Origin of the sequence: Streptomyces sp. NRRL S-350 (genome assembly GCF_000719705.1) — a bacterium.
Classification (GTDB): Bacteria; Actinomycetota; Actinomycetes; order Streptomycetales; family Streptomycetaceae; genus Kitasatospora.
Map to the genome: position 1 here is coordinate 1 of NZ_JOHO01000110.1, position 11104 is coordinate 11104.

The following is an 11104-nucleotide window of genomic DNA, read 5'->3' on the forward strand; positions in this document are numbered from 1 at the left end:
GGGGCTTGGAGTACGTCACTGCTTGTCTCCCTTGTCGGTGGGCTGCTCTTGTGCGGCCCGACATGGACAAAGTTAGTGCCTAGGCACTAACGTGTCAAGAAAAAAGTTAGACATACGGGCGGGGGTGGGCACACACTGCGCTCGGCGCTACCCTGACGCTCAGCAACAGACCCCCGTCGGGCGCACCCCGCACCCGCCCGGACCCCGAAGGAGACCCCTGCCATGCCCCGCACTCTGCCCGACCTCGCCGCCGCCCTCGCGACCCACCTGACCGGGGACTGGGCCGCATCCCCGGACCGCGGCACGGTCCTCCTCACGAACGCGGACGGGCGCGTGCTGCGCCTGGCCAACCCCGTCGCCGACCATGTCGAGATCACAGGGGTGCCGCCGGCCTCTGTGCCGGAGGGCTTCCCCGTGGGCGAAGCGCTGGCCGGGCGCAGCTGGGGAGAGGCGCGCGCGAGCCTGGGGGACCGACCGCAGAGCATCGCCGCCGACGTGGAGGGGCGGCTGCTGCCCGTGTACCGGACCACGCTCAACACGCTGGACCGCGCGGTGCGCGAGTGGCGCTCCGGTGTGGCTGCCGTGGATCGCACCGCCGCCGCGCTCGCGTCGGTGCCCGGCGCGGTGCGCATGGGCAACCCCGCCGTCCGGGGCAGCGCACGGCTGCGCATGACCGCCGCACGGGGCGGCGGGGGCAACGCCGCCGACGTCCAGGTGGGCGTGACGGCGTCGCGTGGCAGTGAGCTGGTCGACGTCGCCGCGCACCGCCTGACGGGCACCCAGGCGCAGCGGGTGCTCCTCGCACTGGCCGACGACGGCGGCCCGCTGGCCGCCGTCGAACGGGTCGCGCGTGAGGCCGCTCGTGAGGGCCGTGCCGTGGAGCCCTCCGTGCTGCTCGCCGCCCTCGGGCTGTCCGCCGCCTGATTCCCGCGCCGTAGAGGCCGCCGACCCCAACGGGTCGGCGGCCTCTACGCGTTGTGGCCCACCCTCGTTCGGCAAGTTTCTTCCTTGACGACTTAGTGCCTAGGCGCTAACTTTGTCCATGTCGGGCCGCACAAGAGCGGCCCACCGAACAGGGAGAACCTGATGAACATCAACCTCGCCGCCGAGACCGCCCGCTTCATGGCCCGGGTCGCCGATGATCGCCGCACCGGCAAGGCTTCTCCCTCCGAGCGGCTGGCGCTGCGCAACGGCGCGGTCTTCCTGCGCGACTTCGCCAACCTCATCGAGGAGACCATCGACCTTGGCCCGATCGTCATCGGCAATGCCCAGGCGATGGAGGCCTTCTCCGCCGCCCTGCGGACCCTGACCAGCGAGCTGGCCGGGGAGGCCGCCTTCCCCGAGGCGATGTTCGCCACCGTCCTGCTGACCCTCGGCCTCCTGTAGCGCGACCGCGCCCCCGCCCGGTCGGGCGGGGGCGCTCCCCAGCCGACAGGAGGACCTGATGGAAATCCAGATGCACGCCCGCTGCTGGCACTGCGCGGCCACGATCATCACGCCGTGCCCGGACTGCGTGCTGGCCGTGCGGGTCGACCCGCAGACCAACCGGCTGGTCGGACACGTGCACGAGGACGGCTGGTGTACGCCGGTCACCCCCACCCCGGAGGAGCAGGCCCGGTCCGTCAAGAAGCCGGTCTGTGACGGCTGCGCGAGCCGCTGGGGCGCGCGTACCACCACCGCGGAACGACACCGCGTCCACGCTCAGGCCGAGGGCCTGTACACGTAAGCCCCCGCCGTGCTGCCCGGGCCACCCGAACCGGCCCGGGCAGCGTCCTTCCCCGCGCTGCGCCCCGTACGTGGCGCCGACCCGAAAGGGCCCCATGTCCCGCTACACCCGCCCTCTGGACGACGGCTACACGCTCGTCATGGGGTATGACCGGCCGCTGCGATCGGTGTTCGTCCACCTCATGAAGGACACCCCCGACGGCCAGGACGACCATGACGGCCAGGACGACCATGGCGGCGACCCGCACTGTGGAGAGTGCGGAGTGGTCGATTCCCTGGGCTCCCACGAGCGCGTGGCCACCGTCTCCGAACTGATGGCCGGCGTGGCCGTAATGCTCACTCTGCATGGGCGGCGCCAGCTGACGGTCGAGGAGACGGAGGAGATCGTCCTGCGGCTCATCAGCGACGGCGCCCAGCCGTAGTCCCCCGGCCCCGGCTGCGCCCCTGCCTGACGCTGGGCGCAGCCGGGGCCGTTTCCCCGAGAAACACCCCACGAGAGAGGAACCCGCTGTGAACAAGCGGCAGCTGAGTGAAGAGGTCGCCAGGCGGATGGGAGTGCCCCTGGCCGTCGGGAACGAGGCAGTCACGGCCGTACTGGACGCGATCGTCCGTGCGGTCGTCACGGGCGACACCGTGACCCTGTACGGACTGGGCACCTTCACGCGGCGCGAGCACGCGGCCCGGTCGGCCCGCAACCCGCAGACCGGGGAGCGCGTGGCTGTCCCCGCCCGCCGCCAGGTGCACTTCGCCCCGGGGCTGACGTTCCGCCGACTGGTGAGCGACGGGCCGACGTCGACCGGGAGCGTCACGCTCCGGCGGGTCTACACGGTACCTCGTGGCAAAAAAGTTTCTTGACACATTAGTGCCTAGGCGCTAACTTTGTCCATGTCGGGCCGCACAAGAGCAGCCCACCGATCCACGGAGGATCCAATGCCTCAGACCACGACCGACACCGCCGCCTTCGTCCAGGCCCTCGGCACCGCGCAGTACCTCACCAACAAGATCCTCGCCGGCCTCGGCGTGAACATGTGGGTCGGAGTCGCCTACGCCGCGTCGCCCGACTACCCGATGGAGGCCATCAGCCTCGACCTGTGGAACACGACCCAGCACGCCTTCATGGCGCTGGAGCGGCAGCTGGACGGCGAGGACTACGTCCGGATCGCCAAGGCCCACGAGCCGCTCCAGGCCGCTGCCACCAGGCTCGCCCTCGTCCACCACTACGCGATCGAGGGCGCCGCTCGCCCCGGCGCGCTGGCCGTCATCCAGGGGGTGCTGGACCACCTGGCCGACGTGATCGGCCACCTGTACATGAGCTGACCGCCTGCGCTGGGCCCCGGCGACCCGAACCCGCCGGGGCCCAGCCCCCACCCGACGGAAGGTCCCTGATGACCGACGACACACCCGCCCGCCCCACCCTCGACACCTTGCTGGCCAACGCGGCGCTCCCCCTGGAGCGCGTGCTGCGCCGCTTCAACATCGAAGCGGAGCGCCACATCCGGGCCCGCGTGACCTACCGCGACACCCACGCCTACGCCACGGCCCTGTGGGAAGCGGCGACGGCTGCCAAGGCCGCGCTGGACTACCGCTCCGGTGGCGCCATCACGGAATGCGCCGCGCTGCTGTTCGCCGACGGGCCGCTGGACCTGGCCGTCGACCAGCTTGCCGCGCTGGCCGGTCGCATCGACCACGCGCCGGAGCAGGGCGCGACCTACGCCGAGTGGGCCCGCTGGCACCTGGAGGCCGCCGACTCATACCTGTCCCACTACAGCTGACAGGCCGTACAGGGGGCCGGGCGACCCGAACCCGCCCGGCCCCTGTTTCCCCGGGAAACACCCTGCCGCGCGACGCCGCGCGGCCCAACCACCGAGAGGGCCACCATGTACCCGCGTCTCCTGTCCGACATGACCGTGGAGGGCGACCGCTTCCACCTGGTCGGCGCGCCCGCGATCACCTACGAGACCATCAGGAGCCTGCCCGCCGAAGGCGGCATGGTGAACCTTCGCGCCACCGTCCTCTACCCGGACGGCACCGAGGACTCCATCCAGCGGCAGCTGTTCCTTCCGGCCGCGACCCACGTCCTGGCGGTACGCCGTAAGCGGCTGCTGTCCGTGCCGTGCCTGGAGTGCCAGGTCGGCCAGCGGATCGAGTGGGACACGGCGCAGCCGGGCCCCCTGGGCGTTCTGTGCGAGGCCTGTGACACCGAGGCCACGGTCGACGAGCGGCCGGCCTACGGGCGGCCGTACTGGATCACCGCGCACGACAGCCCCGTGCCGCGCGAGGCACCCGGCTCCATCGCGGCCGCGCTGCTGGCGATCACGGTGCTCGCCGCGCGGGAGCCTGCGGGCATCTGGGAGCTGTGGGTCATCCGGCCCGCCGCGCCGGGCGTGCCCCGCCGGTGGGAGCAACTCGCCAAGGCGGTGAACGGCAGCGTCGCCCCGACCGTTCGCGGCCGCGCCCACCTGGCCGCCGGGGCACCCGCCGCCACGGGCTGAGGCTCCGTCACCACCCGAGGAAGAGGCACCCATGTACGAACCGGACCCCGCCGTCACCATCTCCCCGGAGACGGCCCGCCACGTGCTCTGGCACTACGACCAGCCAGGCGGGACCGAACCGGACGACCGAACCCGTGACCTGCTCCTGTCGCTGGCGAGGTGCTACCCCGGCGACTACGCCCGGCGGGCGCTCGACTGCCCGGAGCAGGCCGCCGCCATGTGGCTGGCCGCCAACACCCAGGACGGCACGGCACGCCTCCAGGCGATCGCCAGCGAGTCGGCCGCCCCCTGACCCCTCCCCCCTTTCCCTCCTTCCCCGCTGCGCCCCGCCGTCGGCCCGTACCACCGGCCGGCGGCGGGGCGCTGTCGTGCCAGCGCGGCCCCGGCGCCCTGGCGAAGTGGCAGGCGCAGCCCAGGACCCGTGGCGCCGTGGCCCGGAAAAGTCGCTCGGTCCAGGGTTGACCACGGAGAGTCACATCCACTAACGTTGTCCATGTCAGCGAGACAACGTTAACGAAAGGCAAGACATCATGTCGCACAACATCGAGCAGTTCGCCGACGGTACCGCCGCCTTCGTCTCCGCCCGCGAGCACGCCTGGCACAAGCTCGGAACGGTCGTCCCCGAGGCGATGGACCTCACCGCCGCGCTGGAGCTCGCCTCCCTCGACCAGTGGGACGTCCGCAAGGCGCCGCTGTTCGCCCGTGTCCCCGTCCAGATCGTCACCAAGGACGGTGAGACCACCGTCCACGAGGAGATCCCGGTGCCCGGCAAGTTCTCCGCCGTCCGGACCCACCCCAAGACCGGGGAGATCGAACACCTCGGGATCGTCGGCAACACCTGGACCCCCGCCCAGAACGAGGAGGTCGCCGCGCTGCTCGGCTACATCGTGGACGAGACGAAGGGCATCGTGGAGACCGCAGGGTCCATCAACGACGGCCGGGACGTGTTCATCTCGGTAAAGCTGCCCAACACCATGCGGATCGGCGGCAAGGACCCGGTCGACCTCTACCTGGTCGGGGTCAACAACCACGCCGGGACGGGCGGCCTGCACGTCCTCACCACCCCGGTTCGCGTCGTGTGCCAGAACACGCTGAACGCGGCGATGGGCGACTTCGAGAGCAAGCTGACGATCCGCCACACCACGAACATGAAGGACGCGATGGCAGACGCCCGACAGAAGCTGGACCTGGCCTTCGAGTACTGCGAGGCATTCGAGAAGGAGGCCCAGCGGCTGTACGAGCAGGAGCTGACGGTCAAGCGGTTCGAGAACATGGCCGAGAAGGTCCTCCGCGAGCAGAAGAGCGACGGCCAGAAGGCCGCCGAGCACCGGGCCGCGACCATCGACACCCTCCGGGGCCTGTTCCTGGAGGCCGAGACCAACGAGGGCATCCACGGCACCCGGTGGGGCGCGTACAACGCGTTTACGGAGTACTTCGACCACATCCGGACGGTCAACGCGGCCGACGAGGACGCCGCGATCGCCCGCGCCAAGCGGACCCTGACCAACGCCGGGACGATCCGCCGCAAGAACAAGGCGTGGGAGCTGCTGACCACCGCCAAGTGAGAACCGGCCCCCGGCGACCCGAACCCGCCGGGGGCCACCCACCGCCACTGCACTGCCCCGGCCCGAACGGGCCGGGGCAGTGCCCACCCTGAGACGAGGACGCGCCCGTGATCACCGGCACTGACACCCTCGACTGGGAGCAGCAAGAGGCCGTCCGCGCGACGGCCGCGCTGCTCCCCGGCCCCGACCACCTGGCCGTGAGCCCCAGCCGCTGGGATCCGGCGGTCGCCGCGACCAACGGCACCGGCTACCTGTACTGCACCATCTCCACCTGCCGCCAGCGCGCGTGGCGGCTGTGGTGGCTCCCGGCGACCAACAGCCGGGTCCTGACCGACTGCGGCCAGCACACCCCGGCCCAGGCCGCCGAGGCACTGGCCATGCGCATCGCCCTCGCCCACGACGTGGCCGACCACGAAGCGGACCTCCGCGACCGCTGGGAGGCCGACACCTGGACCCCGTCGTGGCTGCGCCCCAACCACGCGCCCTGCTGACCCGAGGCCGATGGCCGACCGCAGCCGGGCAGCCCGCCCCGCCCGCACCCCGATCCTTCGAAGGAGAGCCCGCCATGCCCGACAGCCTCCGCGTTACGACGTTCCTCGCCCCGACCCAGGTCACGGGCACCACCGCGGACGGCCAGGCCGTCTACCTCCGCTTCCGCTGGGGCCGCGTCACCGTCGACGTGGATGACGCGGTCGTCGTAAGTGAGCAGATCAGCGACGACCTGGACGGCGCGATGGACCCGCATGCCGCCCTGCGCCTGGCCCGCGCCGCCGCCGGCTTCCAGGCCGCGACGCCCGAGGACCGCCCGGCCGCACGGGAGGAGCTGGCGAACGCGCTGGCCACCGTCCGCCGCCCGCTGGAACGCGACGCGGAGACCGACCAGCGCATGGCCCAGGACATGGACGCCTGGCTGCGCGGCGGCACGTCCTGACGCTTCCCCGCCCCGCACCGGGGCGGGGCCACCCACCCACCTCTCACCCAACCAAGGAGACACCCCGTCATGTCCGACGACTTCAAGATCACCAACACCATGTGCCCGACCGAGGTTCAAGGGAAGGCCGCCGACGGCTGCCCGGTCGACTTGCGGTTCCGATGGGGCCTTGTCGTGGTGCGGCTGTCGGGCCAGGTCGTGCTGGGTGCCCGGGTGAGCGACAACACGGACGGCCTGATGGAGCCGGGCGCGGCGCTGCGCCTGGCCCGCGCCGTCGCCACCCTGCACACCGCCCCGGCGGCGAACCGGGCTGCCGCGGCCAAGGAGCTGGACCTGGCGCTGGCCGCCGTCAGGAGCCCGCTGCTGGGCTGCGCGGCCGTCGACCCGGACATCCACGCGAAGCTGTTCCCCGGCCGGGGGAACGCGTAGCGACTGCCGCACACCTCATGTGGCGGCAATTTTTTTGCTTGACGAATTAGTGCCTAGACGCTAACTTTGTCCATGTCGGGTCGCACAAGAGCAGCCCACCGAACACGAAGGAGCCCCACCGATGTCCAAGCCCAAGTTCCGCCTCACCCCGAAGCTGGCCGCGCAGCTGGCCGCCGAGTGCGCCGAGGACGCCGCCAAGTACGAGGCGCACGCCGCCAAGCTGGCCGGGCTCCTCGAGGGCGAGACGGACCCGGATGTCATCTCGCGCCACACCTGGTGGCTGGAGGACGCACGGCGCCAGGCAGCGCAGGGCCGTCGGGCCGCCACCGTGCTCGGCAACTACGCGGCCAACCCGACCAACCTTCGGTACTGCCAGGACGCCCTGGCCCAGACCGCGCACCTGCGCTAACCCCCTGAGCATCTGCGCCCCGCCGCGACCGCGCGGCGGGGCGCAGCCCTGCCCACCCCCGGTCAGCCCGGCCGACCCGCTGGGTGTTTCCCCGGGAAACACCCAGCCCTCCCGCCCACCCGTTCGAGGACAAGCCGTGATCACCATCCGCCACACCCCCGCCGAGGGGACGACCATCAAAGGCACCACCAGAGGCGACGGCACCGCCGACCTGATCACCAGGAGCGGCACCAGCAAGCCGAGGTTCCGTCTCACCCGCGACCAGACGCTCTGGTACCTGCCCAGGTCCCGCAGCGGACCGGCGAACCAGGAACTCATCGACCACGTCGCCGCCGCCCTCATCGAGGCCGGCCACGAGGTCACCGTCGAGGTGAGCAACGAGCGGCCCACGTTCGCCGAGGCCGAGGCCGCCCGGGTTGAGGCGGCACAAGGCCGCGCCGAACGGTTCACCCGCTACGCCGAGGGCGCCGCCGTCCGCGCGGAGGACGCCTGGCAGCGGTCCGTCGCGTTGCGCCGGTCGCTGGGAGACGAGCCGGTCAAGCTCTGGCACCGCAGCGCGACCAAGCACCTCAAGGACATCGACCGCGCCCACCAGCTGCACGGCAAGTCCATCCAGGAGGACGCCAAGGAGGCTCACTGGGACCGGCGTGCAGACGCCGCCGCGCACTACGAGCAGCACCGCCGCAACCCCGGACGGACGCTGCGCCGTATCGCGCGCCTGGAGGCTCTGCTGCGCCTGTACGAGCGCCGCCAGGCCGTGCAGGCGCAGCAGCCCACGCCGGACGACGCCGAGCTGGCGGCCCAGGCCGCCGAGGGCCGCGAGAAGACCGCGCGCCTCATCGCGGACACCGTGGAAGAGCTCACGTTCTGGCGCGACGTGATCGCACGAGCCGAGGCCGGCGGCACCAAGGTCTGGTCCGCCGCCGACTTCACCTCCGGCGACTACGCCCTCCACGGCAAGCGCTGGTTCAAGGTGCTGCACGCCAACGCGAAGACCATCACCGTGCCCAGGCGCTACGACCTGCGCCCCGAGGACGAGGTGGTCGAGCCCACCGAGACCAGCGGCAAGGGGCGCCTGCCGTACGACGACCTGTCCGGCCGGATGAGCGCCGCCGCGATGGCCGCCAAGCTCGCCGCCGACCGGTCCGGCGCGACCAGCGCCCAATGACCCCCGCGGCGACCCGGCGACCCGAACCCGCCGGACCGCCGCTCCCAACCCAACGAACTGGAGCACAGCCATGTCCAACCGGCCCCCGATACCTCTCCGCTGCCTGCACCTGGGCCGCGTCGCCGGGCTTGCCGTCCCGTGGATCACGACTCAGGACGAGCCCATGTTCGCCGGCGCGCTCATGCCCGCGCGCCGGGCCGTCTTCGGAGGCGTCAGTCGAGAGCGGCGTGACCATGTGGTGCTCCACCGCCTGTGCCAGGTCTGCGGCCGCGGCCTGGAGCGCCGCGCGGTGTACATCGTCCGGCCCGTCGATGTGGCCGAAGGGTGGACCGCCGAACCCGCGCTCCACCCGGAGTGCGCGGGCTATGCGGCGAAGGCCTGCCCGATCCTGTCCGGCGAGAAGTCGCACTACCGGGCCAGTCCGCTGGTCATGGACCGGCTTGTGGATGACTGGTCGCAGACTCACGGCCCGAAGGAGAGCCAGCACGACGGGGCGCCGGTCCATGAGTACAACACCTGGCTGGTCGACATGAGCCAGTACGCGGTGGCTGACGACAAGGACCGCCCTGGCGAGATCCTCGGCCTGGCGTTGAAGGACGTGCAGCCGCTGAAGGTGCGTCTACTGCGCCGCTCCACCCAGGAGGTGGAGGCGGCGCCGTTCTTGGACGCGCTGGGTCGGCTGTTCGGCGGGGACGGCCCGGAAGCGTCTTAGGCAGCCCCCTGGCGGGCCCGGCATTCGGCTTTCGGGCTCCGGGCCCGTCACGGCCCTGGGCGGGGCGCAGACGGGCGGCCAATCTCGGCAAGTTTATTCCTTGACGCTTTAGTGCCTAGGAGCTAGCTTCCATCGTGTCGGGCCGCACCAGAGCAGCCCCCGAACCCGCAAGGGAGCACACGTGACGATCACCTCCGCCAGCGACGACCAGGCCCTCCAGGTCTGCGCCGACCTGCTCGACCTGCTCGACCGCATCGCGTACTACCTCGGCCGCCCCGGCCGCCCGCTGGACACCGACGGCTCCCTGCGGGTCACCTCCCTCATCGCCTGGGACCGCGCCGTCGAGGTCGGCGCGACCCTGCCCGACTGGGGGCGCGACCGGGAAATCTTCGTCAACACGGCCATGATCTACCTGGGCCACGCAGAGCGGTTCCTGTACAAGGTCTACCGGTCGTCGCTCGCCGCCGGGCAGCCTGTCAACACGTACACCGCTTCCCAGATCACCGGCTGGCTGCGAGGCGTAGCCGAGGAGATCCAGCGCTGCGCCGACTGGAACTGACGGCCGCTCCGTGTTCTGCCCGAACCGTCAGGCCGGGCAGAACACGGAGCAGCGCGCAGCAACACAAGCCGCCGCCCCCGGCACCCCTCTCCGGGGGCGGCACCCCCGCCGTTTCCCCGGGAAACACCCCGCCACGAGAAGCCGGCCGCGTTCGTCACTCACCTCCGACGCGCATCCCGGCCCGCCCGGCCGAACTGACCGCCCAGCAGACACCCGACGAACCAAGGGAGCACCGTGTCCGGATCCTCTGCGCGCGGCACCGACGCGCGCCAGCCCCGGCAAGCCCGCCAGCCCTTCGTCCCCGCCCGGGACTTCGATGAGCCGTGCGAGGACTGCGGCGCCCCTGCTGGCGCCTACGACTTCCCGGACTGCCCCTCTGGCTACACCGCCGAGGACGCCCGCGCGGAAGCCGAGCGATCGGCGGACCGCTGACGGACACAGCCCGTCGCCGCTGTCAGCCAGAATCTGGCTTGACGTTTTAGTACCTAGGCACTAACTTTGTCCATGTCGGGCCGCGCAAGAGCAGCCCACCGAAGGCCCCGAAGGAGCCGAGACATGACGAACGCCAACGCCAGCACCCCCTACCGCCCGACCAACTCGTGCCCCTGCGCATGCAACCGGGGCGGCTTCTGCGGAGGCTGTGGCCACGCCGGATGCGGCGGGCGCTAACCCAACCGCCCCCGGGCCCGCCGGCCGGGGGCACCCATCGGGCCGCACAAGAGCAGCACACCGCCCAGGAGGCACGATGTACGCCCACCTTCATCCCGGCACCCGCGTCCGACTCATCCGCATGACCGACCTCCACACCGACCTACGGCCGGGCGCCGAGGGCAGTGTGACCGGCTGGCACGACGTCAGCGGGCTCGCCGTCGACTGGGACAGCGGATCGAAGCTGTCCGTCCTCCCGGACGCTGGCGACCGGGTCGAGGTCATCTAGCAGCCTTCGACGGGAGTCCGGATCCGCAGCGCGGACCGGGCCCCCCGGCGCTGCGCCCCAACTTCGGCAAGTTTCTTCCTTGACACGTTAGTGCCTAGGCACTAACTTTGTCCATGTCGGGCCGCACAAGAGCAGCCCACCGACAAGGGAGACAAGCAGTGACGTACTCCAAGCCCC

The 11104-nt window shown here is 71.5% G+C and carries 19 protein-coding genes; all 19 read left to right on the plus strand.

Translation table 11 applies throughout. The annotated features are described in order from the left end of the window. The first annotated feature begins 222 nt into the window (after positions 1–222). The 19 genes from IF30_RS0139030 (at position 223) to IF30_RS0139120 (ending at position 10927) form a co-directional block, all read left to right on the plus strand. Entirely contained in the window at positions 223–924 is a 702-nt protein-coding gene (locus IF30_RS0139030) for a hypothetical protein (protein WP_030247620.1), read from the plus strand. Positions 925–1086: 162 nt separating this feature from the next. Then, complete coding sequence (locus IF30_RS0139035) at positions 1087–1386, plus strand: hypothetical protein (RefSeq protein WP_030247621.1); 300 nt, start codon at positions 1087–1089, stop codon at positions 1384–1386. A gap of 58 nt (positions 1387–1444) precedes the next feature. Further along, complete coding sequence (locus IF30_RS0139040; protein ID WP_030247623.1) at positions 1445–1726, plus strand: hypothetical protein; 282 nt, start codon at positions 1445–1447, stop codon at positions 1724–1726. 139 nt (positions 1727–1865) lie between these two features. Further along, a complete protein-coding gene (locus IF30_RS0139045) occupies positions 1866–2147 on the plus strand; it encodes a hypothetical protein (RefSeq protein WP_158835918.1) in 282 nt (93 codons plus the stop codon). 88 nt (positions 2148–2235) lie between these two features. Continuing rightward, positions 2236–2580: an HU family DNA-binding protein gene (locus IF30_RS0139050; RefSeq protein ID WP_051712207.1), complete on the plus strand. Its 345-nt coding sequence runs from the start codon at positions 2236–2238 to the stop codon at positions 2578–2580. A 75-nt stretch (positions 2581–2655) separates the two neighbouring features. Next, on the plus strand, positions 2656–3042 hold the full coding sequence (locus IF30_RS0139055) for a hypothetical protein (RefSeq protein ID WP_030247627.1): 387 nt from the start codon (positions 2656–2658) through the stop codon (positions 3040–3042). Positions 3043–3110: 68 nt separating this feature from the next. Further along, positions 3111–3497 (plus strand): hypothetical protein, encoded by a 387-nt coding sequence (locus tag IF30_RS0139060; protein ID WP_030247628.1) that lies wholly within the window; start codon positions 3111–3113, stop codon positions 3495–3497. Between the two features lie 105 nt (positions 3498–3602). Continuing rightward, complete coding sequence (locus tag IF30_RS0139065) at positions 3603–4217, plus strand: hypothetical protein (RefSeq protein ID WP_030247629.1); 615 nt, start codon at positions 3603–3605, stop codon at positions 4215–4217. Between the two features lie 31 nt (positions 4218–4248). Continuing rightward, positions 4249–4509 carry a hypothetical protein gene (locus tag IF30_RS0139070; RefSeq protein ID WP_030247630.1) on the plus strand — a complete coding sequence of 87 codons (261 nt, stop codon included), beginning with the start codon at positions 4249–4251 and terminating at the stop codon, positions 4507–4509. A gap of 238 nt (positions 4510–4747) precedes the next feature. Then, positions 4748–5782: a DUF932 domain-containing protein gene (locus IF30_RS0139075; RefSeq protein WP_030247631.1), complete on the plus strand. Its 1035-nt coding sequence runs from the start codon at positions 4748–4750 to the stop codon at positions 5780–5782. 107 nt (positions 5783–5889) lie between these two features. Continuing rightward, positions 5890–6273 (plus strand): hypothetical protein, encoded by a 384-nt coding sequence (locus IF30_RS0139080; protein ID WP_030247632.1) that lies wholly within the window; start codon positions 5890–5892, stop codon positions 6271–6273. Between the two features lie 74 nt (positions 6274–6347). After that, positions 6348–6713, plus strand: coding sequence for a hypothetical protein (locus IF30_RS0139085; RefSeq protein ID WP_030247633.1), 366 nt, complete (start codon positions 6348–6350; stop codon positions 6711–6713). Positions 6714–6782: 69 nt separating this feature from the next. Next, a complete protein-coding gene (locus tag IF30_RS0139090; RefSeq protein ID WP_030247634.1) occupies positions 6783–7142 on the plus strand; it encodes a hypothetical protein in 360 nt (119 codons plus the stop codon). 121 nt (positions 7143–7263) lie between these two features. Beyond that, entirely contained in the window at positions 7264–7551 is a 288-nt protein-coding gene (locus IF30_RS48405; protein WP_030247636.1) for a hypothetical protein, read from the plus strand. Positions 7552–7687: 136 nt separating this feature from the next. Further along, positions 7688–8719, plus strand: coding sequence for a DUF3560 domain-containing protein (locus IF30_RS0139100; protein ID WP_030247638.1), 1032 nt, complete (start codon positions 7688–7690; stop codon positions 8717–8719). Positions 8720–8789: 70 nt separating this feature from the next. Then, on the plus strand, positions 8790–9431 hold the full coding sequence (locus IF30_RS44360) for a hypothetical protein (protein ID WP_051712208.1): 642 nt from the start codon (positions 8790–8792) through the stop codon (positions 9429–9431). Between the two features lie 181 nt (positions 9432–9612). Further along, a complete protein-coding gene (locus IF30_RS0139110; RefSeq protein ID WP_030247641.1) occupies positions 9613–9990 on the plus strand; it encodes a hypothetical protein in 378 nt (125 codons plus the stop codon). Between the two features lie 234 nt (positions 9991–10224). Then, positions 10225–10422, plus strand: a complete 198-nt coding sequence (locus IF30_RS42720) for a hypothetical protein (RefSeq protein ID WP_037902822.1) — start codon at positions 10225–10227, stop codon at positions 10420–10422. Between the two features lie 313 nt (positions 10423–10735). After that, complete coding sequence (locus tag IF30_RS0139120) at positions 10736–10927, plus strand: DUF4314 domain-containing protein (protein ID WP_030247643.1); 192 nt, start codon at positions 10736–10738, stop codon at positions 10925–10927. Positions 10928–11104 lie beyond the last annotated feature (177 nt).